Annotated in this window: 19 protein-coding genes; 13 read left to right on the top strand and 6 right to left on the bottom strand. The window is 53.0% G+C overall.

What is annotated here, in order from left to right; translation table 11 throughout:
* The first annotated feature begins 3 nt into the window (after positions 1-3).
* The 4 genes from cbiQ to ACZ46I_RS10780 all read left to right on the top strand — a co-directional run bounded on the left by cbiQ (position 4) and on the right by ACZ46I_RS10780 (position 5,233).
* Positions 4-753 (top strand): cobalt ECF transporter T component CbiQ, encoded by a 750-nt coding sequence (cbiQ, locus tag ACZ46I_RS10795; protein WP_464280784.1) that lies wholly within the window; start codon positions 4-6, stop codon positions 751-753.
* Positions 746-1,498: an energy-coupling factor ABC transporter ATP-binding protein gene (locus ACZ46I_RS10790; protein ID WP_464280783.1), complete on the top strand. Its 753-nt coding sequence runs from the start codon at positions 746-748 to the stop codon at positions 1,496-1,498. Before cbiQ ends, ACZ46I_RS10790 begins: the two co-directional genes overlap by 8 nt.
* Before the next feature lie 391 nt (positions 1,499-1,889).
* A complete protein-coding gene (locus ACZ46I_RS10785; RefSeq protein WP_464280782.1) occupies positions 1,890-4,427 on the top strand; it encodes a PAS domain S-box protein in 2,538 nt (845 codons plus the stop codon).
* 341 nt (positions 4,428-4,768) lie between these two features.
* Entirely contained in the window at positions 4,769-5,233 is a 465-nt protein-coding gene (locus ACZ46I_RS10780; RefSeq protein WP_464280781.1) for a transporter substrate-binding domain-containing protein, read from the top strand.
* Here ACZ46I_RS10780 and ACZ46I_RS10775 read toward each other — a convergent pair.
* On the bottom strand, positions 5,215-6,615 hold the full coding sequence (locus tag ACZ46I_RS10775; protein ID WP_464280369.1) for an IS4 family transposase: 1,401 nt from the start codon (positions 6,613-6,615) through the stop codon (positions 5,215-5,217). The two genes, ACZ46I_RS10780 and ACZ46I_RS10775, sit on opposite strands and share 19 nt — an antisense overlap.
* A 175-nt stretch (positions 6,616-6,790) precedes the next feature.
* Here ACZ46I_RS10775 and ACZ46I_RS10770 point away from each other — a divergent pair, with 175 nt between their 5' ends.
* The 9 genes from ACZ46I_RS10770 to ACZ46I_RS10730 all read left to right on the top strand — a co-directional run bounded on the left by ACZ46I_RS10770 (position 6,791) and on the right by ACZ46I_RS10730 (position 18,633).
* Positions 6,791-8,743 (top strand): ATP-binding protein, encoded by a 1,953-nt coding sequence (locus ACZ46I_RS10770; protein ID WP_464280780.1) that lies wholly within the window; start codon positions 6,791-6,793, stop codon positions 8,741-8,743.
* Entirely contained in the window at positions 8,727-9,110 is a 384-nt protein-coding gene (locus tag ACZ46I_RS10765) for a response regulator (protein ID WP_464280779.1), read from the top strand. The genes ACZ46I_RS10770 and ACZ46I_RS10765 overlap by 17 nt, the downstream gene beginning before the upstream one ends.
* 36 nt (positions 9,111-9,146) lie before the next feature.
* Positions 9,147-10,568, top strand: coding sequence for a sigma-54-dependent transcriptional regulator (locus ACZ46I_RS10760; RefSeq protein WP_464280778.1), 1,422 nt, complete (start codon positions 9,147-9,149; stop codon positions 10,566-10,568).
* Positions 10,569-11,109: 541 nt separating this feature from the next.
* Positions 11,110-11,947 (top strand): IS5 family transposase gene (locus tag ACZ46I_RS10755; protein ID WP_464280308.1). Its coding sequence is split into 2 segments (ribosomal slippage): positions 11,110-11,514 and positions 11,516-11,947, totalling 837 coding nucleotides; the frame shifts between segments, so codons are not numbered across the junction.
* Positions 11,940-13,013: a hypothetical protein gene (locus ACZ46I_RS10750; protein WP_464280777.1), complete on the top strand. Its 1,074-nt coding sequence runs from the start codon at positions 11,940-11,942 to the stop codon at positions 13,011-13,013. The genes ACZ46I_RS10755 and ACZ46I_RS10750 overlap by 8 nt, the downstream gene beginning before the upstream one ends.
* Before the next feature lie 680 nt (positions 13,014-13,693).
* Positions 13,694-15,682: a methyl-accepting chemotaxis protein gene (locus ACZ46I_RS10745; RefSeq protein ID WP_464280776.1), complete on the top strand. Its 1,989-nt coding sequence runs from the start codon at positions 13,694-13,696 to the stop codon at positions 15,680-15,682.
* A gap of 13 nt (positions 15,683-15,695) precedes the next feature.
* The gene (locus ACZ46I_RS10740; RefSeq protein WP_226509012.1) at positions 15,696-16,397 is read left to right on the top strand and encodes an HD-GYP domain-containing protein; all 702 of its coding nucleotides are present in this window, start codon (positions 15,696-15,698) and stop codon (positions 16,395-16,397) included.
* Positions 16,394-16,918, top strand: coding sequence for a chemotaxis protein CheW (locus ACZ46I_RS10735; protein ID WP_226509013.1), 525 nt, complete (start codon positions 16,394-16,396; stop codon positions 16,916-16,918). Before ACZ46I_RS10740 ends, ACZ46I_RS10735 begins: the two co-directional genes overlap by 4 nt.
* Before the next feature lie 38 nt (positions 16,919-16,956).
* Entirely contained in the window at positions 16,957-18,633 is a 1,677-nt protein-coding gene (locus ACZ46I_RS10730; RefSeq protein WP_464280775.1) for a methyl-accepting chemotaxis protein, read from the top strand.
* 136 nt (positions 18,634-18,769) lie between these two features.
* Here the strand turns inward: ACZ46I_RS10730 and ACZ46I_RS10725 are convergent, their stop codons facing one another.
* The 5 genes from ACZ46I_RS10725 to ACZ46I_RS10705 form a co-directional block, all read right to left on the bottom strand.
* Complete coding sequence (locus tag ACZ46I_RS10725) at positions 18,770-19,273, bottom strand: tetratricopeptide repeat protein (RefSeq protein ID WP_464280774.1); 504 nt, start codon at positions 19,271-19,273, stop codon at positions 18,770-18,772.
* An 87-nt stretch (positions 19,274-19,360) separates the two neighbouring features.
* The gene (locus tag ACZ46I_RS10720; protein ID WP_464280773.1) at positions 19,361-19,744 is read right to left on the bottom strand and encodes a flagellar protein FlaG; all 384 of its coding nucleotides are present in this window, start codon (positions 19,742-19,744) and stop codon (positions 19,361-19,363) included.
* Positions 19,745-19,812: 68 nt separating this feature from the next.
* On the bottom strand, positions 19,813-22,314 hold the full coding sequence (locus tag ACZ46I_RS10715; protein ID WP_464280772.1) for a flagellin N-terminal helical domain-containing protein: 2,502 nt from the start codon (positions 22,312-22,314) through the stop codon (positions 19,813-19,815).
* Positions 22,315-22,701: 387 nt separating this feature from the next.
* The gene (locus ACZ46I_RS10710; RefSeq protein ID WP_464280771.1) at positions 22,702-24,216 is read right to left on the bottom strand and encodes a response regulator transcription factor; all 1,515 of its coding nucleotides are present in this window, start codon (positions 24,214-24,216) and stop codon (positions 22,702-22,704) included.
* A gap of 21 nt (positions 24,217-24,237) precedes the next feature.
* Positions 24,238-25,075 (bottom strand): IS5 family transposase gene (locus ACZ46I_RS10705; RefSeq protein ID WP_464280308.1). Its coding sequence is split into 2 segments (ribosomal slippage): positions 24,238-24,669 and positions 24,671-25,075, totalling 837 coding nucleotides; the frame shifts between segments, so codons are not numbered across the junction.
* Positions 25,076-25,150: the final 75 nt, after the last annotated feature.

Genomic DNA, 25,150 nt, shown 5'->3' with positions numbered 1-25,150 from the left:
TCCATGGGGTGTTTTTGTTTTCTCCACCGTTGGGATCCGCGTTGTCGTTTGCTGGCTGCCCTGGTGCTGGCCTTCAGCTTTTCCTTTGTCAAAGCGCTGCATTTGCTGCCACTGATTCTGGGGGTTGGGTTTGCGTGTTCAGTGCTGGCGGGCCTTGGGCCAATGGCCCTCTTCAACCGTCTGCGTCTGCCATCGTTCATTATTGTGGCCATGGTGATTTTCCTCCCCTTTGCTGGTGGCCAGACGGTGCTGTTGGATCTCGGGATGGTCAGTGTCTCCCGTGAGGGGACGCACGCCGCTCTTTTGATTGCGGCCCGCTTTTATGCCATCATGATGGTGGTGTTCGCGATGATAGGAACCATGCCCCTGGAGGTAACAATAAATACCTTGAAGTCCCTGGGGCTGCCGCCGGTGATGGCCGATATGGCCGGGCTTGTGCTGAGGTATTTCCATGTCATTGCCGATGACCATGGACGCATGACCACCGCCATGACCCTGCGCGGTTACTCGATAAAACCATGGTCACTTCTGTCACTGCGCACCATGGCCTGGCTGTGGGGCAGTCTGTTTCTGCGCAGCCATGAGCGTTCCCAGCGGGTCTACCAGGCGATGATCCTGCGTGGCTACCACCTGGGCAGACCGACAGGTCACCCGTTTCCTCCCTGGCGCCACCTGGTGTTGCTGGGGCTGGTGCTTGTGGTCTGCGCGTTTATTATATTTCTTCAATTACAGGCAGGATATTCCCATGGCTGAATCTCATACTCCGGTACTGCGTATTGAAGGGCTGTGCTTCTCCTATCCCGATACGCCCCATGTCATCAGAGCTCTGAATCTGGAAGTTCTGCCTGAAGAAAAAGTCGGTGTGATCGGGCCCAACGGAGCAGGGAAGAGTACGTTGTTTCTGCTGATCAGCGGTATTCTCGCGGCAGAGCAGGGCTGTATTGACTTTATGGGAAAGCCATTGCGAATCGGGCAGTTTCATCCTGACATGGCTTTGGTCTTTCAGCAGTCCGACGATCAGCTCTTCTGCCCGACAGTTCGTGAAGATGTGGCATTTGGTCCTCGCAACATGGGGCTGGATAATGTCACTGTGGAAAAGCGGGTAGCTGACGCTCTGGAGCGGACGGGAACATCCGCGTTTGCCCAGAAGGCGGTGCACCATCTTTCCGTGGGCCAGAAGCGCATGGTTGCCATCGCCGGTGCTCTGGCCATGGAGCCCCGTCTGGTGCTCTATGATGAGCCCAGTGCCAGTCTCGATATACGCTCTCGCCGCCAGCTTATCGGTCTGCTGCAACGCTCTCGCCACGCCATGCTGTTGGCTTCCCACGACCTGGAGCTGATTCTGGAGGTCTGTACCAGGGTGATCCTGATAGATGATGGTGCTATCGTGGCCGATGGCGAACCCCGAGCGATTATGGCCGATGAAGGGTTGATGTGCGCCCATGGACAGGAAAAGCCCCACTCACTGGTACCTCACCAGCTCCTGCACCACCACTGAGAGAACACCACAGCGCAGCTTTCGCAACCGAATCAGGATGAAAGATGCCGTCCCTTGACTTTGTCCTCACTGTACGCGTGAGTGGCTTCCACGACTTTGGGTCCGCAGACTCCCGCCCTTCCTGGCTTTTGGTTTGTATTTGCCTCTGCCGTGGCGGCAAGCTCTGCGTTCATAGTGTTCCGCAACGGTAAAGCACCCATCAGCTGCGTTGCCTGGCATTGCTCGTCACTGCTATGCAGGAGACTCCACCTCTTTCCGCGATTTGTCCACGTCCGGCAGCGGTGTATTTTCGATTGCCTGCTGATGTGAGGTATTTCGTCAATCTGTTAGAAGTTGTGGTGAGCGGCATAATCTGTTACAAACTGTCGAGAGTTCTCAATAGTGGGTGGTTATGGTACTTCGTTTTTTCGTGAGTCGTATATTCGTAGTCACCTTCGCCGCATTTCTTCTTTGGGTTTTTCTCCCTGCCGCTGCCAGTGCCACCCCACCACCGGCTGTTTTTTCCTGTGAACACCTGCGCCAGTATCATCCCTTCGCGCTTCCGACTCTTACGGTACTGCTGCTGCTGGCGGCAGTTCTTGGAGCTTTGCATATTCAGCTGAGTCTGCGGCTGGCTTCCCAAAAGCGCCTCTATCGTGAACTGCTGGACAGTCTGAGCGCCAGGGTGCTCATTTTCCATCCCGTTACAGCGGAAATCCTGGATGCCAATTCGGCGGCACTGGAATCCTCTGGCGTAGCTGCCACTGCTGATCTCAACGCAGAGTCTTCTTGGAGTGCGTCACCGTATTCCTTGGCTGACGCCAGAGAGCTGGTGCGCAGAGCCGTCGCAGAAGGTTCCCTGTGTGTGGAGTGGAAACGCCATCATGTCAGCGGTCTCCCCCTCTGGGAAGAGGTGACCCTGAAGACCATCACCATTAACGGGAAATTGACCGTGCTGGCAACGTGCCAGGATATCACCCGGCGCAAGGCATCCGAGGACGCGCTGCGCGAGAGCGAAGAGCGCTATCGGGCCGTTATCGGGGTTATGAACGAGGGGGTGACAATTCAGCAGGCTGATGGCACCATTGTTTCCTGTAATCCTGCTATTGAACGCATACTGGGTCTTGAGCCTGGTCAGTTGCTGGGAAGCAGCATGACCCGACTGAATCGCCCAGCTATCTATCCAGACGGTTCGGATTTTCCCAGTGAGGAACGTCCGACCCAGAAAGCCCTGCGCACTGGGCTTCCCCAGCGCAATGTGGTTATGGGTGTTGTACATCAAAATCAACAGGTTACCTGGTTGCTGTGCAACAGTGAGCCCCTCTTTTTTCACGATATCCCTGAGCCCTCAATGGTCGTGACGACGGCCATTGATATTACGGCACTGCACGAGGCGAAGCGCCACCTGGATCAAAGTCAGCTGTGGCTTCAACAATTCGCGGAGCACACGGATACGGTCTTCTGGGTAAGTTCCCCCGACTGTGTCAACTACATCAGTCCCGCCTATGAAAAGGTTTGGGGCTACAGTTGTCAAAGTCTCTATGATGCTCCTGCTTCTTTCCTGAATGCGCTTCATCCGGATGATCGAGCGGCGACCCAGGAAACCATATACACCCTGAGTGAGCAGAGGCTGGGTTTTGACCTTGAGTATCGCATTATTCGCGCTGATGGCCGGGTTCGCTGGATCCATGCCCGCACCTTTCCTCTTCACGATGATCGAGGTGAGTTTACTGGCTGGGTTGGAGTTGCCGATGATATTACGGAGCACAAAGAACATGAAATCATGTTGCAGGACTTCAGCATCCGCATGGTGAAGGAAATAGAAGCTGAACTCTCCCAGCGAATGCAGCTGGAGCGCAGGTATCAGACGCTGGTTGAACAGTCGCCTGATGGAGTGCTGCTGTTGAATGGGCAAGGACAGGTTATCAGTGCGAATCCCGCAGCTGGCGCTATCCTGGGAATTGATATTCGCGAACTTATCGGTGTGCGACCGTGGAAACTGTTTCAAACCACACAGCTGCTGGGAGCTCAGGAGGAATCTGTCGCTCCCCAGTCAATGCTGATGCAGCTCAAGGAGCAGCGCAAGGCTCGCTTCGCCTGGAATATTACGGTTCCAGGCGGACAGACAAAGAACATTGAAGTGATCATTACCGATATAGGAAAGAAGGACTCTGAACACTTCTTGATGTTGTGGCGGGATAACACGGAGGTACGGCAGCTGCAGCAGGAAAAGCGCATGCACGAGGCGCTTCTTATTCAGAAATCCAAAGAAGCCGAAATGGGGTCGATGATCGACACCATTGCCCATCAGTGGAAGCAGCCCCTCAATAATGTCGCAATACTTGCGCAGCAGTTACAGGAAATCTACCGTGACAATGAACTCACCGCAGCGGAGATGGATTTCCATGTTGCACGGATCCTCGACCAGGTTGACTACATGTCGGAGACCGTGTCGGATTTCCGACGGTTCTATTCTGCTTCCAGCGAGCTTGAGTCATTTGACCTGTGGCAGCAGACCAACGCCGTGCTTATGCTCCTGAAACCACGCCTTGATGCCTGTCGCGTGAAACTGCGAATGCAGGAGGCCGTCACTTTGATGGTCAGAGGGTACACCAGTGAATACCGTCAGGTAATCCTCTGCATCGTGAATAACGCAATTGATGCTTTCGATGAACATCAGATTGACGAGAAAATATTGACGATCACGTTTCACTCCCACCGTGACGCAGCTGAAGTCTGTATCTGTGATAATGCGGGCGGCATTGCTCAGGAGCTGCTTCCACACAAACTTTTCGAACCATTTACGACAACAAAGGGAGCTCGTGGTGGTACTGGAATTGGCCTCTCCCTGTCCCGTACCATCATAGGAGAGAAAATGTCTGGGCAGTTGATGGCAACCAATCGCGACAATGGCGCTTGTTTCACGATTGTGCTCCCTGTATCTCCCTGAAGTGCTCTTCCCGTTGTCAATCACTCAGGAAACCACTCTGAAAAAAACTATTTCCGTTCAAGCGATCGCGAGAATCTCATCTTGTTGGCCGTGTGATGTACTTCATCGCGATTATGGAGAACCTGGGGGAAGATTTTTCGCTATGTCTCTGGAGAATAGTAACCTACGGAGGATTTAAGCGGTTATCAAATGGTAGTGAATTGTAACATTATTTTTCTGTTGGTCTAATAGGAGCTTTTCTTGACAGTGCTGAGAAAGTTATGACATAGTTGCCATTCGCTCAAATTGCTGCCATAGCGATGCTTTTCACGCGAAAGGAAGGGGTTCCTGGAGGGGGGGTCATGCAGGTTCTGTTTCGTTCCATTGTCAGATGTGCGCGTGGGCTGGTGGTGCTGCTGCTGAGTACGGTGCCCCTGTATACCTCTGCCGCTGATACGCTGACTATCGGGAGCAGTAATAACTTCCCTCCGGTGAATATGCTGGATGAGCAGGGTCGGCTGCAGGGTTTTGGACGTGATCTCTCTTCGGCTGTTGCCGATGCCATGGGATTGCGTACCCGCTACCAGCACTCATCCCGTTATTCCGAAGTGCTGCAGTGGCTGGAACAGGGTCGTATAGACCTGATTCACGATACCGCCTGGACCCCTCAGCGCGCCGAATTCCTGGATTTCAGTGACCCCATCCTGGAGATGCCCGAAGTCATATTCGTTCGACCGGAACGTTTTGATATTGTCGACCTGGAATCCCTGAGTGGCAAGAAAGTTGCCTGTATCGATCAGCATATAACTCAAGTTTCGCACCCTTGAAAGAGCATGCTGACGACGCAGTCTTTGATTCTCTGCTGGAATGCAGCGATTTGTTCTACAAAGACAGCAGTGCTTGACTTCAATATCTCGCCGCAGAGCTCATAGACGAACTCAATGTACTGATCGAGATTAAAAAGCACACTGAGTGTTTGCAGCTCGCACTCGGTTTTCTCGAATAGGGTTCCTTTGTAGCGATAGTCTTCTTCTTGTCGCTGCATGATGGTGAACACGATGCTCCTGATCATGCTGATGGTTAAAAAGCAGATATTTGACTCAAAGTTGCGGCACTGGCTTTTGCCAAAGTCCCAGGTGTGCTTGAGCTCCTTAAAAAGCGTTTCTATGGACCAGCGATTGGCATAGGTATCTATAACTTCCTGCTCGCTGTGGTGGGTCAGGGTGCTCAGCAGGATAATAGGCTTGTAGTGGCTGCGCTTGTCTACAGGACGGCAGAACACCAGCTTTACCGGAGTATTGCCGAAGTCTGCTCTTATGGAGCGAACTTCCACCTCCACATTGCGCACGGTGATGACTTTTGCGCGCAGGCTGGGAACAACCGTATTCCAAAGCTGCTGTGTTGCGTAAGGTTTCCCTTGGCAGGTCACCATGATCGTCCTTGTCGCTTTGAGCTGAGCGCAGACGTTGTAGCCGATCTCGTGGTAAATCTTGCCCACCAGTTTGGGATAGCAATACCAGCTGTCAAAGAGTACCGCATCGGCCTCAACTCCCTGGTTCCGGGCTCTTCTCAGCATTTCCAGCACCAGGTCGGTTTTCTTCATTCCCACTTCCATGCGACGTCTTGCTGCATACGAGCGCCCATCAAGATCAGCAGGTTCCAAATGCTCACTGACCCGGTTCGCTGAAGACTTGATGGCAAAGTCCATGGGGATAGTGGAAGTTCCATCGGTGTAGCTCAGGCACGGTATTTCGAAACCCATGGTTGAGCGCTTCTTGCTCTTGTCGAATATCCAGCTCAGGTACTCAATACGCTTGCCGGTCTTTTCCAGCTGGGAGTCGTCAATAGTCAGGTAGCGTCCACTATCCGGATAGTATTTACCCAGGATGCCAACAGCGCGCATGGCAACACACAAAAGCAGTTTGCGCCAGTGAATGCACTGGCGCTGTGCATAGCGGTAGGCAGTGTCCTTCTTCAGGCTGAATACGGAGCCCTGTGCTTTACGCACAAACCTGGCTATCGTGCTGGAGGTAAATACTGCCATAAACAGGGAGACAAAGACCTTCACCCCATCTTCGCCCTGCTGCTTGTTCATGCCACACTTCCTGGCCAAACGCTGAAAGTCCAGCATGCGCAAAACCCGTAATACTTCGAACTGTTCAAGAAGACGCGCTTGCAGTTTTTCATCACTCAGGGTAACTTTTGCCATTGATGACCTCCTGTGGCTTGGATACTCGTTTTGTGTTAACTCAAGTATACCAAATTGCGGGGGTCATCGCTAGTTAAATGCTAGCTTTTAAAGACCTTGCGCTAGAATCAAAGGATGCGAAACTTCAGATATAACCCATCTTTACCTTAAGCAATTTCCCTATATCGATTGTTTCATGGCAGATACTCCCGCAGAAGGTATCTACCACCTGGTTGCCGGTGATGTTGACGCCTTTATCTTTCCCCGACAGATTATCCTCTTCTATGCCCATCGCCTGAATGTGCTGGATAGTGTCAAGGAAGTGGGAACGCCCCTGCGTACTCTGACCTGGTCAATGGTTGTGGCAAAGGGCAATGGCGAGCTGCTTGAATTGCTCAATGAAGGATTGCGGCGTGTTCGGGCCAGTGGTGACTATGACCGGATTTACCATCACTGGTATGGACGAATCTATGACGGTGGCTATTCACTGCAAACCATTGGGTTTGCCGTTGGGGGTATCGGGGCAGGTGCCTTTGTCCTCTTTCTGCTGCTGCTGGTTCGCAATCAGCGACGTTTCAACCGCGCGCTGCAGTTAAGCGAATATCGCCTGCGCGAGGCTCAGCGCATTGCCAGTGTGGGTAATTGGGAGTGGAATATTGAAAACAACGCCCTGCACTGGTCCGATGAGATCTATCGGATTTTCGGCCTGAAGCCCCAGCAGTTCACAGCCACCTATGATGCTTTTCTTGCGCGGGTCCACCCCTGTGACCGCCAGAGAGTTGTTGCCGCGGTAAACGCAAGTGTTGCCGACGGTTCCCCTTATGATATTGATCATCGGATTCTGTTGCCCGATGGCCAAGAGCGTGTCGTCCGGGAGCAGGGAGAGGTGATCTTCCGTGATGGCCGCGCCGTCACGATGACGGGCACTGTGCACGATATTACCAGGGTGAAGCGGGTGGAACAGGAACTCACGGCCAGTGAGGAGAAACATCGCAATCTCTCCGAGCGTTTTGTGGCTGTGCTGAACGGAATACCGGACGCCATTGCGGAGATTGACCGTCAGTACACCATTCGATGGGTGAATGACGCGGCCCGTTTCCTCTATGGGCGTGATCCCGAAGTCATTACCGGCAATCATTGCCACCACCTGATCGCCGATTCCAGCGAACCGTGTTCGGAGTGCCCCGTACGCCAGGTTTTTGAAACCTCAACACCAGCCAGCCAGACCAAATATCTCTCCGGAAATCGTATCTGGGAAATCAACGCGGTTCCTGCCAATTTTCACGACTCCACTTTCGATACGGTGATTATCGTCGGACGTGATGTCACCGAACGCACCCATATGCAGCAGGAGGCCATGCGCGCGGCCCATCTTTCTCTCATGGGTCAGCTCAGCGCCGGAGTGGCCCATGAAATCAACAACCCGAATAATTTTATTATGCTGAACACCTCTGTTCTGCAGGATATCTGGGGCGATATCTCCATGCTCCTCGAACGCATGCATGCTCACCAGCCCTTGCATGCCGGCGGTTTCACCTTTGATGAACTTCGTGACGAGATTCCACAGATGTTGTCCCGTATTCATCGTGGTTCACAGCGCATCAAAGTCATCGTCGATCACCTGAAGGAGTTTTCTTCACAGGAGAAAGCCACTCTCCGGGACGATGTGGATATCAATCAGGTTATTCGCGATGGACTGACCATGATGGCCAATGAGATCAGGAAACATGGGGAGCAGTTCCGGCTGGAACTGACAGATCAACTTCCCCTGTTGCGCGGACGTGGACCGCGTCTTGAGCAGGTGATCATCAATCTGGTAATGAACGCCCTTGAGGCAACCCATGGCATGCAGGAGGAAGTGATTGTGGCGAGCCGGTTCAACGCGGATACCAGCATGGTTGAAGTGACGGTCAGCGATACTGGGTGCGGTATAGAGCCGGATACCCTGAAGCACCTCTTTGAACCTTTTTTTACTACAAAATACGCAGCAGGTGGTACCGGCCTTGGTCTTGCCATCTGCCAGTCGATTATTGAAGAGCATATGGGCAGCATACGTGTAGATTCTTCACCGGGAATCGGAACCACGTTTACGGTGAGCCTGCCAGTAAGTCGCAAGGCAAAGGGGGTGAGCAGTGACCCGAAGCACTGAACTCAAGAGGGTGATAGTAGTTGATGATGAACAGGATATGCTCGATACCATCAGGCTGCCACTGCGGCTCTATTTTCAGGATATTCACACCTTCAGTGATTCACGCAAGGCACTGGATTTCATGGGTAGTGATCGGACGCCTGCACTTCTGATACTCGACCTGGTCATGCCAGTCCTTGATGGCGCTTCACTGCTTGAAGAGCTCCGTTCCCAGAATATTGCGCATCCGACTGTTATTCTCAGCGCAACCAGTGACCGCAAGATACTGGAGCGCTGTCACCGGTCAGGAGTCACGCACATACTGCAAAAGCCCATCGACTTCAGCGATTTGCGCTCAGTCATCGCCGGAATACTGGCCCAGTATTGATGAAATCAGAAAAACATCAGCAATCAGGGGAGGTTTATGTCATTTTTTCAATTGCCACTGGTTATTATAGATGATGAGGAAGACAGCCTCTTTTCTGCCAAAGTAGCCCTGCGATCCGCCGGTTACCGTAACATAACCACACTCTGTGATCCCCGACAGGGCCTGGACGCCGTGCGGCAGCAGGGGGCGTCCGTAGTCATTCTTGACCTCATGATGCCCCATCTGTCAGGGCAGGAACTGCTGGCGCAGTTGATGATGGAGTTTCCTGAGCTTACCGCCATTGTCATGACGGCAGTCAATGACGTGGAGACAGCTATTGAATGTATGAAATCCGGTGCCTTTGACTATATTGTCAAACCCTTTGACAAAAGCAGACTTATGGCAACTGTTCAGAAGGCGGTAGAAGTCAGTCAACTGCGCGCTCAGGTTTCCCGCATGCGTGAAAGCCTGCTGGAAAACCCCGACAGCACCCCTGCTGCCTTCGAAGAAATCGTAACCCAGAGCCCGCGCATGAAAACCCTTTTCAAGTACATAGGAGCCGTTGCCCAGAGTATGCAACCCGTTCTGATCAACGGGGAGACCGGCAGTGGCAAGGAGCTCTTTGCGCGCGCTGTTCACAAAGTTTCGCAAAGACCGGGGGCTTTTGTCCCCATAAATATTGCCGGCCTTGATGACACCATGTTTTCCGATACCCTCTTCGGGCATACGAAAGGCGCCTTCACTGGTGCGGAGAAGACGCGCGAAGGGCTGCTTGCCAGGGCGCAGAATGGCACCATCTTTCTCGATGAAATTGGAGATCTCAGTGAGGCGAGTCAGGTGAAACTGCTGCGCCTGCTGCAGGAGGGTACTTACTACCCGCTGGGCTCGGATACTCCCAGTACTACCAACGCCAGAGTGGTGCTGGCCACCAACCGTGACCTGGTCAGTGCTGTTGCCGACGGAAGCTTTCGCAAGGATCTGTTCTATCGTATCCGCACGCATTTGGTGCGAATTCCGCCACTGCGGGAGCGTCGTGAAGATATTCCCCTTCTGCTGCATCACTTCGTGGAAAAGACCGCCCGCAGTTACGGCTGCGAGGCACCGGCTATCAGTGGGGAAGTGGTTGCCTTCCTGAAGAGCTGCCCATTTCCAGGAAATGTGCGGGAACTTGAGGCTTTGGTGTTTGATGCTGTCGCTCGCTGCCATGAAGGCACCCTGGGCGTTACCCATTTCATGGAAATGGTGCGGGAAAACAGCAGCCTGCATGAGACCCATGGCTTTTCACCCATGGTGACCAACGGGGAAGGCAACTCGCTGGTACATCTGTTCGGCTACTTTCCTACACTCAAAGAGCTGGAAGCATTTGCCGTTTCCAATGCCCTGGACATCACCTGTGGCGTGCAGGCAAAGGCGGCAACCCTGTTGGGAATTTCGAAGCAGGCGCTTAATCAGAAACTCAAAAAGAAAATACTTAACTGAAGTTACGCATCTTGTCGTCTTTGCTTAAGGTATTATTGTCCTGATGTTTACTACGCGAAAACAGTAATGATTTTGCACGCTTGACTCATCTGGTACTCCTCTTTTCGTTTACGATATTGTCATTTTGACGTAAGCAAAATATTTACTGCTTCACGCTCATGTCAAAGGTGCAGAACCAGAGGGGGTATATCATGAAGAGCTTGCAGTGGTTTCAGGATCTCTTCCGTCAACCCTGCTTGACGGGTCAAGCAGGTGGAACTCGACTAACGCCTTCATAAAAAGTAAGTTCTTGATAGTTGTTCCGGAATGTCAATCCTGATTGACGCGATGGGGACGTGTCTGATCTCGAGAGCCTTTAAACCATTGGTTTTGCTGTGGCATGGATATTGCTGGTTTCTGTTGAAACTGGAGGTGACCATGCAAAACCATGGAGAGGGCGGGAATGGGCAGAAGAATTTAGAACTTGTCCATAAATAATCATTGACCCGAGCAATGTTTCGCTGTAGAATGATCCACAAAAGATCATTCATGGCGGTGATTTATGTCTAAAGTGCAATCATGGGAAGTTTCAGATGCCTTCTGGCAAAGAGTTGAGCCTTTACTGCCAATCCAGCAAAGAGATCCTGACAAGATCTACAAGCGCAAGCCTGGTGGTGGGCGCAAGCGACTTGACCCCAGGAAGGCGTTTTCCGGCATTGTCTATGTGCTGCGCACCGGTTGTCAGTGGAAAGCGATACCCAAGGAGCAGTTTGGTTGCGCCAGTGCAGTGCACAAGTACTTCATTGAATGGAGTAAGGCCGGTGTATTCGAAGCTATTTGGCGTCAGGGGCTGGCTGAGTATGACGAGATGGAGGGGATAGCTTGGGAGTGGCAAAGCATAGATGGCGGAATGTACAAAGCTCCAATGGCTCTTGAAACCGTAGGGAAGAACCCGACGGATCGGGGAAAAAAACGGGAGCAAGCGTCATGTCCTGGTGGACGGTCGTGGCGTCCCGTTGTCCATCGTCGTAACCGGAGCGAACCGGCATGATGTGAGCCAGCTTGAAGCCGTTCTTGATGGCGTAGTCTTCGAGAAGCCTGCAGAGCAGGAGCAGCATCTTTGCGCAGATTGTGGCTACAAGGGAAAGCCGGCGCTCAGCAGCATTCTTCAGCGCGGATACATACCCCATGTAAAGCAGCGAAAAGAAGAGATCGAGGACAAGAAGCGTGACCCATCAAAGAAGGCGAGGCGCTGGATAGTGGAAGCATCTATTTCCTGGTTCAACCGTTTCAGGAAGATTCATGTGCGCTTTGAGAAGCTTGAGGTCACTCACTACGGATTGACGTGTCTCGCGGCGGCGATAATCACATACAGGAAAATCGGCGTAATTTATGGATAAGTCCTTAGGCTTCCACTGCGCTTTGACGCTGTGGCAGTGCGATGCTGACGGAACCTTCCGTGATGCGGTTGACGGAGTATTTCCCCGGATAATCTCTCCGGTATCTTATCAGAACTGGCTCACAGACTCCCACCCCGATGATCACGAGCAGCTGAAACGCCAATGGCAGGAAGCATTTGCGCATCATCGTCCCTTCAGGGCTACCCATCACCTGAATGCTCAGGAGCGCGTCTGGTGGCGTGTGCATACCGTAGGTGAACCATGCTTTCGACAAGATGGTACATTTCAGGGCTACCAAGGGTACACTGTGTTCCTGGAGCCAGTGGAGTTTGCCTGCGGCTCAAGTCTCTATCGTGGGCTGCCCATCTCTACCCGCACCATGGCCAGTGGCATGGGCGCGGTTGCCAGCCGAATTCGCAAGCCCATGAATATGCTGGCACTGGCACTCCTGAGTATAGACAGTGAGCAGGATGTCAGTCCGGCTGGTCGGCGCTGGCAGGAAAAAGCCCAGGTCAGTGTCAATGAAATCATGCAGATACTCGCCCAGACAGAACAGCTGCAGGATTTTCAACACGTGGCGACCGCGTTTGACATGCGCATGCTGATGCGCGAAGTCTTTGAGCTTGCCGCTGATCAACTGCGCAGCCGCAGGATATCGCTTTCCTGGAGCTGTCAGCCCCTGGCAGAAGCTGATTGTCAACATTCTTCTCATGGTCAGGGATGGGAGCATTGTCCACCTGACGGCATGCTGGTCTTTGAACAGCGACAGCAGGTATTCATGATTCATTTAAGTATTCTGCTGAAGTTGCTGGAACAGGTTTCGCCACAGAAGAATACCTGCATGCGAACAGCTCTGTATCAGCACGGAGGTGACCTGGTGCTGGAAATGCGGCTTTCACCGATTTGTGGTGAGAAGGACGCGACTCGCCTTTCAGACAACGGAACACTGAACCTGTGGCAGGAGTACCTGCATGCCACCAAGAACGTGCTGTTTTCGTGGCGCGTGTGCGATGATTTTCTTGAGCTTTCCTGGCGCTATCCCCTCTTCCGTATTCGCGGTGCGTAAGCCGAACTTCCTGTTTCAATATTCATTCTTATTTTCTCTCACCCCTCTGTCAGAGGAGATCCCGTGGGTGAGCCATATCGTCGATAAAAACAGTGGGAGTAATCTTCCCTGCTGTCCACCTCCTCTCCATCTTGGGCTCTGCCATATTTACTGCCAGGTACCAGCTTCTCAGTAATCCGAGCCCCTGACCAACTCTTTGACCAATCTCCTGCCACTGGATTCTAACCTTTAAAAGGCATTAAAGGATCTTCTGCTTCCCTGATTGTGACGCAGGGAACTACACCTTAGAATTTTCCGGTGACAACGCTTTGCTGCTGTGTCGCAAGGGCGCTGCTTATCGCGCAAACACTACCGATTGCAACGAGCGTCTGAATCTGAAGAAGGAGTTCGTAAAACTTTTTTGGCAGCATACTATGAAACACCACCCTGCATAAAATAGTGGTGTTTTGGGCAGCCTGTTTGATTCCAGCAGCCGGCCGGTCAAGCATGCTTGACCGGCCCAGAGGTGTCAATATTCTCGCTATCTCCTCTCTTTACTGTCATATCTGTGTTTTTTTGTGTCTCTGGTCAATTATGTTTGACTGTCATGGTAGTTGTAACCTCTTTTAAATAAAAGCAATCATTCTGGCATGCTCCTTGCGGTATTCCACGGCAAACAGTGGAAGTGGAGGAGGAGCATCATGAAATCCTGGTCTCTTGGACAAAAAATTCTGGGTTCCATTCTTATTATTGGTTTAGTCATTTTCGGAGGTACTTTCTGGTACCTGGAGCGTCTTGGCAATGACGTGGAGCGCGCGGTGCTGGCGGAGCGGGGTGACTTTCTGCGCGAGATGCTCCATGAGCAGCTGGTCACCAAGAATGATGTGGGGTTGACGACAGCTTTGACCATCGCCAGTAATGACCGGATTATTGAATCCCTGGCCAGTGGTAATCGTGAGTTGAGTATTTCCACTCTCGCAGCCATTTCTGAATCGCTGCGCAATCAATCCAATTATCAGAATGTGCGTGTGCATATTCACACGGCGGATCTGCGCTCCTTTCTGCGTTCATGGAATCCTGCCAGCCATGGCGATGATCTGAGTGGTTTTCGACAGACACTCCATGAGGTGAAGCGCACCGGTAAGGCTCTGGTTGCCTTTGAGGTGGGGCGCGCCGGCATGACCCACCGATCCATTGTTCCCATCTTTGATGGTCAGACGTATGTTGGTTCCCTGGAAGTCATTCAGGGGATGAACTCGGTGGTGCAGGCCATGGCGCAGAAGAACCGTCATCTTATTCTGATGATGAATGCCGATCAGTTGAGCGTTGCGACAGAAATGGCCGGAAACCGGCGCAGTGGCAATCTGGTGCTGGCTCAAAATCAGATACATGACCAATTCTTTCAGGACTTTGAGCGTATTTCATCATCTGCACTCTTTGGCCACTCCCACCAGAGCGGACGCCAGTTTTTCTTCACCCATCAGCCGGTTCTGGACTTCCAGGCTCAGCAGGTGGGTGTGTTCATTATTGGTGAGTCTCTAGAGAGTGTGATGGCGGCAGTGGATGCGTCGCGGGGTATTGTTCGTGTCTCCCAGGGAATTACCGGGGCACTGGTGATTCTCTTTATGGTGACTCTGGGGATTCTGCTTCACCGTTTGATTATACGAAAGATAAAGGTGCTGTGCGGACTGGTGGAGGATATCGCCAGCGGCGATGGAGATCTGACCCAGCGCATACAGGTGACAAGCCGCGATGAACTGGGTCTGCTTTCCGGGCATTTCAATCTTTTTGTGGACAAGATCCACGACATTGTCTTTGACGTCAAATCCAGTGCCTACAGTGTGGCATCGGGCAATTCGGAGCTTTCGGCCACTACAGAGCAGCTCTCATCGACCTTCAACGAGCAGTCGGCACAGATTGCCAGTGTGGCCAGTGCTCTGGAGGAGATGGATGCCACAGCCCTTGAGGTGAAAAACAATGTGGAGCTGAGTCAGGAGAAATCCCGCAATGCCATGGAGAAGACCAACGAGGGCCGTGAAATGGTTGCCAAAGCCGTCTGTGCTATTCAGGCTGTCCAGCGTCAGAGCGACGCACTTGCTGAGGATGTGCAGAACCTTGGGTCCCTGACGGCAGAAATTACCCAGGTGCTTGCCGTGATCAACGATATCTCGGAGCAGACGAATCTGCTGGCCCTCAACGCCGCTATCGAAGCAGCTCGAGCTGGAGACGCGGGGCGCGGGTTTGCTGTGGTTGCCGATGAGGTTCGCAAGCTGGCGGAAAAGACCCAGGAGTCCATTCTGGATATTGAGCAGATCATCAACGCTGTCAAAAGTCAGGCCAGCAGTATTTCCGACGGAATGGGGGCCACCGAGAACCGAGTACGCGAAGGTTCGGTGGCCATGGAGCGCACCAATGAAACCTTTAACCATATTGTCAATTCAGTGGAAGAGATTGTGGAGTCGAATGATGCCATAGCCTCTGCGGTCGAGCAGCAGTATCAGGCCATTCGGGATATTTCGTCCAATGTTCAGATGATTGCTTCCGGAGTGGAGGAGAGTTCATCGGTCGTTGTGGAAGTGGCCCGCACAGTCAATGATCTGCAGGCCCAGGCGGAATCACTGCAGCTGCTGACCGACCGCTTTACCATCCACGAAAATCAGGTGAGCACGCATCTGTTGAATCCGGCCTGAAAAGAGGTGTTCCATGATGAGGTCGATCCGATCCAGCCGAATATTTATCCGACAGCTGGCCCAGGTGACACGACACCACTGCCCGGAAACCAGCTGGCATATCAAGCGTGTGCGCTACTTCACCCAGATTCTGGCCAGCGAACTGTTGCGAATGGAAATGAAGGGGCTGACTCCTGAGCAGGCCTGCCGCACCGTGGAACTCTCCCATATTCACGATATCGGCAAGGTATGCATCCCCGAATCCATTCTGAATAGAGCTGGCCCTTTGACAGATGAGCAGATGGAGCGCGTCAGAAGGCATACGGAGTTTGGTGGATATATTCTGGACGACCTCTGCCTGAACATGGATGTCTGCACCTATCAGACGGCCTGGAATATCGTGGTCTACCACCATGAACGCTTCGATGGCAAAGGCTACCCCTATGCTCTCAACGGCGAGGATATCCCCGTGTGCGCCCGCATTGTGGCGTTGGCTGATGTCTATGACGCGCTCAGCAGCCCCCGATGTTATAAGCCCGCCTACACTCGCAGCGTCTGCCGTGACATCATCGCCAGTGAAGGGGGCGGACACTTTGATCCTTTTATAGTACGCGCTTTCCTGAATACCGAGGAAGCCTTCTGGAATATCCATCAGACCATCGGATTTCAGGGCGACCCCTGTGCCCAGGATAAGCCCCAGGCAAGCATTCAGCAAGAGAAAGGAGTTTTGATATGAGTCAGCAGGAGCACGTGGCCGTAAAAGGCAGTGACGTGGAAATTATTGAATTTCAGTTGTTTCACCGCACCAGTGGCGGGGGGCGCAATCCGGTGCATTATGGCATAGATGTCAGCCATGTGCGGGAGATCATAAAAGTGCCCGAAACCACCCAGTATCCCAATTCTCACCCCAGTGTGCTGGGTATTTTCAATCTGCGTGAGCACATCATTCCCCTGGTTGATCTTGCCAGCTGGCTCCGAGCCGAAACCAGTGCCCCTTTGAGCGAAAAGCGGGTGATTGTGACCCAGTTTGGCGAGCACTTCCATGGCTTTCTGGTGGATTCCGTCAATCGGATCTATCAGATCGCAAACACAAAAATGGAGTCCTGCCGCGACTTCCAACAACACAATGAGCGCGACTGTGTGCAGTCGGTCGTGCGCATGGATGGGCGGTTAATCCTTATGCTCGATTTTCGGGCCATTATCGGCAGTATTGAAAGCGGTCTGGAAGTCCATGAGCCAGCTGCTCTCGGGGCGTAGACGTTTTTACACAATAACCGTCATTCAGGAGATTACATATGCAGGCGTTTTACACTATCAAGGGGAAATTGATTGTCTTTATTCTTATCACCGTGGCAAGTCTTGGGTTGCTTATCATCCTTTCACTCAATGCCCTGTATGGCAGTCTCTATCAGGCCAAGGAAGACGCGGTACGGGATATCACCGAATCACATTATACCGTCGTGGAGCACTACTGGAAGCTGGCGCAGGAAGGTCGGATGACGCAGCAGGCGGCGCAGCAGGCGGCGCTTGAATCCCTGAAGTCGGTACGTTATGGCGATGATGACTACTTCTGGGTGAACGACATGCGGCCACGCATGATCATGCACCCTACCAACCCAGCCCTGGATGGACAGGACCTCAGCAGTATGACTGATCCCGACGGCGTTCGCCTCTTTGTGGAATTTGTCGATGTGGTGCGCAAGGATGGGAAAGGACATGTAAGTTACCGTTGGCCGAAGCCTGGATTCAGCAACCCTGTAGCCAAAACCTCCTATGTCATGGGTTTTGAGCCCTGGGGTTGGATAATCGGAACCGGGGTGTATATAGATGATATCCAGAAAGTCTTCTGGACCCAGGTGCGCAATCTCTCCACAGCCATAGTACTGCTGGTGATCGCACTCATGATCCCCATGTTCTTTATCATGCGCTCAATCATTACCTCCTCTTCGTCCATTGCCCGGGTTGCCAGGGATCTTGCCAGCGGTGAAGGTGATCTGACGCGGCGCATTCCCCTGATGGGAAAAGATGAGCTTACCGAAGCATCGGGGTATGTGAATCAATTCCTGGATCGCATCCATGACATTGTTATTGGGGTACGCGAGTCCTCCCAGGGCGTTGCCTCCGCCAGTGAGCAGCTCAGCAGCTCCTCTTCACAGATGAGCGCAGGCATGAACAGTCAGGCCCAAAGCATTGCCCAGATAGCCTCGGCAACCCTGCAGATGTCCCAGACCGTCAATGAAACCACCCGCAATATCGCATCCATTCAGGAAAATTCCATCGAAGCTCTGGGCCAGGCGCGTAAGGGTGGGCAGATCGTCCAGCAGTCAACCCGTGAGATGGAAGCCATCGCCGGTGAAGCCGAACAGGCCACACAGGCTGCCCACGCCCTGGAAGAGAAAGCTGCACGCGTGGAAGAAGTCATACAGGTGATCAATGATATCGCCGATCAGACCAACCTGCTGGCCCTGAACGCCGCTATCGAAGCGGCCCGTGCCGGAGAAGCTGGACGTGGATTTGCTGTGGTGGCAGATGAAGTGCGCAAATTAGCCGAAAGAAGCACCGAGTCGACCCAGGAGATCATCAATATTGTCCAGAGTATTCAAAGCGGTGTGGAACAGGTGACCAAAGCCATGGCAAATGTCAACGGCAGAGCCCAGAGTGGAAATCAGCTGGCCCGTCAGACTGATCTGGCCTTTGAAGAGATACTGGCTGGCATAGAGGGCCTGCAGGTGCTCATAGAGCAGAATGTAGCAGCCATGGAAGAGATGTCCACCACGTCTGATCAGATCAGTGCGGATATCCAGACCATTTCGGCAGCGGCAGAAGAGTCGGCCCAGGCCTCCGAAGAAGTCGGTCACGCCTCTACGGATCTGGCCCATCTGGCCAGCGATGTGCAGAATCGGCTCGGCGTCTTCAAAACCAGTGATATGCTGCCCCAGGACAGGGGTCAACGGTTGCTGGAATCCGCATGATCTTCGTCTGCGGGGTTGTGAAACAGCCCTGCAGGATTTTTTTGCCAAGAGTACGTGGTGTTCGGCATCAGCCTGGAAAGAGAAGAGTCAGGGGAACGGAAGATACTGATATGCAGACATGGGTGGTGTGGCAATATCAGCCCTGGCTCTGTGTTTTCAGTACCAGGGCGTTGAGCGCATCCATTGCTTCCTGATAGTCCTCTTTCAGAATCACTGCCCGCGCGTAGGATTCCTTGGCCTCTTCACATTTCCCCATTTCCTCAAGCGTCTGACCGAGGCAGTAATGACACTCGTGATCGTCTTCTTTGAGGGCGAGGGACTTGCGAAAAGCCGTGGCTGCATCCATGAACTTCCCCTGCAGTTTCAGGGTATTGCCAAGGCTGAAAAAACCATCGGAGGATTCACGGTTCAGGGCCAGGGATTTCAGAAAGTATTTTTCCGCTTCCGGGTAATTCTGGTGCTGATAGGCCAGCACTCCCAGGTAGTGGAGGACACCATAGTGAGTGGGATGAAACTTGAGGATCTGGAAGTAGATATTCTGAGCTTCGGTAAACTGGCCAGCTTTGTGCAATTCGGTAGCCTGCTTGAAAAGTTTGGCTGCTGCCGCCTCACGTTCACGGGGGTTATTGAAAATGGCCATATGTCCTCCAGTGTTGGGAAGTTCCGGAAAAGCAAAGGCACTGAAAGTCGCCTTTCAGTGCCTTTGTAGCAAAATTCAATTCATGTGTCACGCATTGCCGTCGTAGAGCATACCCAGAAAATCCTGCATATGGGACATTCGCTTTATGGCCTCTTCTGAAGGAATCTGACGGATGACTTCTCCCGTCTGTTTGTCCATCAGCTTCACCACCAGGGTATCCGTGGTCTCTTCCACTTCAAACTGGCGTGAAACGTTCAGAAAATTCATATTGCGATTCAGCTCCTCAACAGCGCGTTGGAGCTCCTCCTTGCTGGGAGCCTGGGTGGCTTCACTTTTCTGAGGCCGTGGCACTGCGCCATCCGGTGTTTTGCCAGCGGCCAACCGGTCTACAGCAGCATTACGTCGCTGCTGCAGGACGTCAGCCCGATCTCCTGCGGAAGGTGACACAGCCTGATAGCTTTCAACCTGCATCGCGCACCTCCTGCGGAAAGCCTCCCGGAGGGAGTACCTCCGGGATTGCTGTTCCTAATGGTAGTTCATTAACGCAGGAGCTGCATGACGCCCTGGGGCAGTGCGTTGGCCTGGGCCAGCATGCTCTGGGCAGCCTGAGTCAGCATCTGGTTGAGGGTGAACTGGGACATTTCCTTGGCCACGTTCACGTCGCGGATACGGGACTCTGCAGCCTGCAGGTTTTCATAGGCGACGCTGAGGCTGTTGATGGTGTGATCCAGACGGTTGGACACCGCACCCATCTTGGCCCGCTCGGTGGAAACCATGCCAATGGCTTTGTCGATGTCGGTGATGGCTGATTGGGCCAGACTCTGGCTGACCACCAGGACGCGGTCAATTCCCAAAGACTTGGTGTCAATCTGGGCGATGTTTGACTGCATGGTCTGACCGGCGTTGGCACCAATCTGGAAGCTCATGGAGTTATCCACCAGGTGCAGGTTCATGGTTGCAGGGTCAGTTTCCGCCGTGAATTCAAAGCGTGCTCTGGTAGCATCGAAACTTGCTTCAATGCCGATGTTGCCTTTAAACACCACATCCACGCCCTGAATGACGTTCTTCATCACGCCGTCTCCAACGGTGTCACTGCCGACGGGGCGGCCAGTGTGGGCATTGGTGACCCGCACATTGTAGGTGTTCTCCTCGGAGGCCTGTACCTGATCGAGGTTCAGGGCATCGATGAGCTTCTGCTCGCCAACAAAGGCCAGCTCGCCCTGGGCACCGTTAAAGAGGGAGCGGATCAGCAGCGTGCCTTCCACGGCAGCGTCGCTGTTTTCAACGGATGAACCCTTGCCCACGAAGTCAACCACGCGGTTGTCGGTGGTGGTGTTACCCATGGAGATTCCAAGATCCTTGGTGATGGCCTTGATCAGCTTCTCTTCCAGGCGGGCGATGGAGTCATTACCTTCCAGGTACACATCGGCAGACTTGCCGTTACCGTAGATGGTCAGCTTCTGGGAAGTGTCGAAGACATTGGTGCCATCGGGAGTGATGAAGGCATCGATGTCCTTGAGCTTGGTGTAGGCAGAGGCCAGTCCACCCGTACCGCGCACTTCCATGTTCACCTGATCGTCATGCTGCGTGCCAGTCTGGTTGGCAGCAAAGTCCAGGGTGATGGAGCCGATGGTGACGGAGCCGGTATTGGCGTCCATCTGGGCCATATGGTACTGGTGCTGTTTGGGACCTTCGCTGAGGACGGTGTTCTGCATGCCACCGGCAGCAGAAGTGCCGTTTGTGATGACGTAGTAGGCGCCCATATTCTGTACAACAGAGCCGGAACCCACTTCATTGTAGTAGCGCTCGTCGATTTTGAAAGCACCGCCGGCACCACCGGTTGCACTGCCGTCAATCCGTGCGGCATCCACCTCACCGTTGATGCTCAACAGCATCTTGTCACCGGTTTTGATCATGGCGCCGTCGTTGAAGAGCAGCTGTGCTCCGGCATCAAACTGGGCCAGTCCACCAAGGCTCAGGGCATTGTCAACGATGTTGACGGTGGCCCAGGCTTCGGCTTCACCTGTAGTGACGCTGATAAAGCGTACGCGGGCAGCGCCGGTGACATCGGAACCACCAGTGGTCAGGTGGGCATCCTGCAGGAACTCGATTTCCATATAGCCATGGTATCCCGTGACGACCCCTCCATGGGTGGCGAAGATATTCATGCCATTATGGTTTTCAAGTTCTCCTGAGCCATTGCTCAGAACGGACCAGTTCGATCCTGCCTGCTGGTAGGTGCCATTGATGGCCATGCTTCCGCTGCTGATGCTGGCAAAAGCCAAGGCTGAATCTCCGTTAAAGGACGCGCCAGCCAGCGATGTGGTGGCCACATTGACCAGGTAGGTGCGGTCGGTGATATCACCGGTGCGCACACCCTCGGCGGCGTAGATGCCGGCAATACCGGAGGAGTTGACGGACGCGCTGACCGAAACACCGGCCAGGGTGAGCACGTCACCGGCGAAGGCGCCTTCACGCAGGGTCATGATGTTGGACTTCAGCACCTGGTTCTTGCCCACCTTGGCGGTGACATCGATTTTGTAGTTTCCGGTGATGACCTGGTCGCGGATGATGGCTTCCATGAGGTCACTGTTGGAAGTACTCCAGCGTGCGGTGGCGTCACCATTGAGCAGCTTCTTGGTGTTGAACTCAGTGGAGGTGGAGATACGGTCGATTTCGCTCTTGAGCTGATCCACTTCGCGCTGGATGTGCTGGCGATCGTCAGAGGTCAGGGTGCCGTTGGCGGCCTGAACACTCAGTTCACGCATACGCTGCAGGATGGCGGTGGTCTCGTTCAGAGCGCCTTCTGCGGTCTGAATCAGGGAGATGCCGTCCTGGGCGTTGGCGACAGCACGGTCAAGGCCGCGGATCTGTCCGCGCATCTTCTCGGAGATGGCCAGACCGGAGGCGTCGTCGGAAGCGCGGTTGATGCGCAGGCCCGAAGACAGGCGCTCAATGGACTGTGAAAGGTTCTGTGAATTGACGCGCAGGTTGTTCTGCGCATTGATAGACGGAATGTTGTTGTAGATAACATTGGACATGACAATATCCTCCGTGATTTGTTCAGGTGGTACCAGCACCTGGTAAGATTTCGACTCCAGTCCTTGGGGTCGATACATTGCGAGTGCGTGTCTGCGTGGCAAAGGATGCGAAAAAGTGTGACCCTCCTGGCATCATAAATTTTGCCTGCGCGAAAAAAACACTCAAGGGGGCTGGAAATGCTGCCGATAAGAAGGGGGAATGAAAGAGGTGCTTCCTGCGTCGTGCGCAGATGAGGGAAATGCCTTGCTTCCCTGCAAACAGTCACTTCAATCGCCTTCCCTGGCAATTCTATTTCGAAGCCACTATCACAATATCTGTCATGTGATCGGAAAATCAATGTTTTTTATTTTTCGGATGCTTTTTTTTTGATATCGCGAGCGAATGCTTCAGAAAAAGATATCCAGATCATCCTCTTCCTGACTCTGCTCCTCTTCCTTTCCGGAAAGGGTATACTCAATCTGCAGGCAGGAACTGAAGAGCGAGCTGTCCAGATAGTGGATGTCCTTTGATTCCCGGGTGACAAAAATGGTTGTCCGCCAGTTCTGCAGATCTTCGCGGATAGCTTTGAGGTAGGTTTTCAGGATGACGATCTTGCGATCGTCGAGCTGTGCCATTTCTACGTTACGCAGAATGGAGGACAGGGAAGTGATGGCGTAGGAGAGGTCGGAGAATTCGAAGATCAGTGACATTGTGCTGGCATATTTGCTGAACAGACTGGAGACGCGTTCCAGGTTTGCCTTGTGAGGTGAGCCGGCAAATTGCTCCAGGGCTATATCAATGTCCTCTTCCAGCTCTTCAAGTTCATAGAGTTCATAGAGTATCTCTTCGCCGATGTCCGCGACAAACTCCTGGGCCGTAACCTTTTCGCTGTGGCTTTTGCGCAGGACATTCTTTTCCTTGTCGTTGAGGGACTGATCCAGTTCAGCTTGCTTCTTTGGAGTGGCCGGTGATGAAGCCGGTGTTTGTCTGGCGGGTGCCGGCTCTGGGGTTGCGACCTCTGGCGTTTTCTGTGAGCGTGAGGTGAATACAAACTCTTCCAGGAATTCAGTATACTGGGCTATTTTAATTTTCTGGTATTCGGGCAGGGTAATGTCATTGAAGGTGTAGAGAACGTGTGGAGTGCCGTGGAGGTTCAGCTCCCGCACCAGCACCAGGTAGATTTTTCGGCCCATGGTGGTTTTTATTGAGACGGTTTTGGGTGTGGTGTCTCCGGGGCGCAGATCTTTCAGCTGATGTACCGAGCCCTTCTCCTGCAGAAAGCATTGGCTGATGTCAAAGTCCCTTCCCACAAGATCCGCGTAATTCTCCTTTTGCACCATGGCGCCCAGGGCCTGGTTGATATAGCGAATGGTGGACGCTTCGTAGACAATGGTCGGGTTGGGATAAGCCTCCAGAACCTGTTCCAGCATCTGTATGGTCAACGTGTCTTTCTGGCGGTTTTTTTCCACCTCCTGCCGCACCCGCTCTTCAAGGTGCGAATTGAGTTCTTCCAGTTGTCGCTTCGACCACAGCAGTTCCAGGGCATCGGTGATGGAGTTCAGAAGGGAGTCCTGCATCACCGGTTTCATGACGTAGCCGTTGACGCGCAGATTAATGGCGCGCTGCAGAAAGCGGGAGTCCCCATGGGCCGAAATGACAATGACTTTCTGGTCCAGGTCATTTTCACGGATCGACTCGATCATCTGAAAACCATCCATCACAGGCATGGTGACATCGGTGATGATGAGGTCGGGGCGCTTCTGCCGATATATATCCAGACCTTCTTTACCATTGGTAGCCAGCAGAACTTCCCTGAACAGACGTTCAAAGAGAAGCGCAATGGAATTGCGGGTGGCATCTTCGTCTTCGACATACAAAACGGAAGTATTTTTCGCCAGCGCCAGAATATCCTGCTTGAGCATCGTCCACCTCAGAATAAGGACTTATCCATAAATTACGCCGATTTTCCTGTATGTGATTATCGCCGCCGCGAGACACGTCAATCCGTAGTGAGTGACCTCAAGCTTCTCAAAGCGCACATGAATCTTCCTGAAACGGTTGAACCAGGAAATAGATGCTTCCACTATCCAGCGCCTCGCCTTCTTTGATGGGTCACGCTTCTTGTCCTCGATCTCTTCTTTTCGCTGCTTTACATGGGGTATGTATCCGCGCTGAAGAATGCTGCTGAGCGCCGGCTTTCCCTTGTAGCCACAATCTGCGCAAAGATGCTGCTCCTGCTCTGCAGGCTTCTCGAAGACTACGCCATCAAGAACGGCTTCAAGCTGGCTCACATCATGCCGGTTCGCTCCGGTTACGACGATGGACAACGGGACGCCACGACCGTCCACCAGGACATGACGCTTGCTCCCGTTTTTTTCCCCGATCCGTCGGGTTCTTCCCTACGGTTTCAAGAGCCATTGGAGCTTTGTACATTCCGCCATCTATGCTTTGCCACTCCCAAGCTATCCCCTCCATCTCGTCATACTCAGCCAGCCCCTGACGCCAAATAGCTTCGAATACACCGGCCTTACTCCATTCAATGAAGTACTTGTGCACTGCACTGGCGCAACCAAACTGCTCCTTGGGTATCGCTTTCCACTGACAACCGGTGCGCAGCACATAGACAATGCCGGAAAACGCCTTCCTGGGGTCAAGTCGCTTGCGCCCACCACCAGGCTTGCGCTTGTAGATCTTGTCAGGATCTCTTTGCTGGATTGGCAGTAAAGGCTCAACTCTTTGCCAGAAGGCATCTGAAACTTCCCATGATTGCACTTTAGACATAAATCACCGCCATGAATGATCTTTTGTGGATCATTCTACAGCGAAACATTGCTCGGGTCAATGATTATTTATGGA

Source organism: Desulfurispirillum alkaliphilum (genome assembly GCF_055378285.1).
Note: the sequence above shows the minus strand (reverse complement) of the source record. Positions and strands in the feature narration are given on the sequence as shown.

What these genes read in the sequence shown, in the direction of transcription:
- cbiQ (WP_464280784.1), top strand. Translation starts at nt 4, where the DNA reads ATGGGGTGTTTTTGTTTTCTCCACCGTTGGGATCCGCGTTGTCGTTTG.
- ACZ46I_RS10790 (WP_464280783.1), top strand. Translation starts at nt 746, where the DNA reads ATGGCTGAATCTCATACTCCGGTACTGCGTATTGAAGGGCTGTGCTTC.
- ACZ46I_RS10785 (WP_464280782.1), top strand. Translation starts at nt 1,890, where the DNA reads ATGGTACTTCGTTTTTTCGTGAGTCGTATATTCGTAGTCACCTTCGCC.
- ACZ46I_RS10780 (WP_464280781.1), top strand. Translation starts at nt 4,769, where the DNA reads ATGCAGGTTCTGTTTCGTTCCATTGTCAGATGTGCGCGTGGGCTGGTG.
- ACZ46I_RS10775 (WP_464280369.1), bottom strand. Translation starts at nt 6,615, where the DNA reads ATGGCAAAAGTTACCCTGAGTGATGAAAAACTGCAAGCGCGTCTTCTT.
- ACZ46I_RS10770 (WP_464280780.1), top strand. Translation starts at nt 6,791, where the DNA reads ATGGCAGATACTCCCGCAGAAGGTATCTACCACCTGGTTGCCGGTGAT.
- ACZ46I_RS10760 (WP_464280778.1), top strand. Translation starts at nt 9,147, where the DNA reads ATGTCATTTTTTCAATTGCCACTGGTTATTATAGATGATGAGGAAGAC.
- ACZ46I_RS10750 (WP_464280777.1), top strand. Translation starts at nt 11,940, where the DNA reads ATGGATAAGTCCTTAGGCTTCCACTGCGCTTTGACGCTGTGGCAGTGC.
- ACZ46I_RS10745 (WP_464280776.1), top strand. Translation starts at nt 13,694, where the DNA reads ATGAAATCCTGGTCTCTTGGACAAAAAATTCTGGGTTCCATTCTTATT.
- ACZ46I_RS10740 (WP_226509012.1), top strand. Translation starts at nt 15,696, where the DNA reads ATGATGAGGTCGATCCGATCCAGCCGAATATTTATCCGACAGCTGGCC.
- ACZ46I_RS10735 (WP_226509013.1), top strand. Translation starts at nt 16,394, where the DNA reads ATGAGTCAGCAGGAGCACGTGGCCGTAAAAGGCAGTGACGTGGAAATT.
- ACZ46I_RS10730 (WP_464280775.1), top strand. Translation starts at nt 16,957, where the DNA reads ATGCAGGCGTTTTACACTATCAAGGGGAAATTGATTGTCTTTATTCTT.
- ACZ46I_RS10725 (WP_464280774.1), bottom strand. Translation starts at nt 19,273, where the DNA reads ATGGCCATTTTCAATAACCCCCGTGAACGTGAGGCGGCAGCAGCCAAA.
- ACZ46I_RS10720 (WP_464280773.1), bottom strand. Translation starts at nt 19,744, where the DNA reads ATGCAGGTTGAAAGCTATCAGGCTGTGTCACCTTCCGCAGGAGATCGG.
- ACZ46I_RS10715 (WP_464280772.1), bottom strand. Translation starts at nt 22,314, where the DNA reads ATGTCCAATGTTATCTACAACAACATTCCGTCTATCAATGCGCAGAAC.
- ACZ46I_RS10710 (WP_464280771.1), bottom strand. Translation starts at nt 24,216, where the DNA reads ATGCTCAAGCAGGATATTCTGGCGCTGGCGAAAAATACTTCCGTTTTG.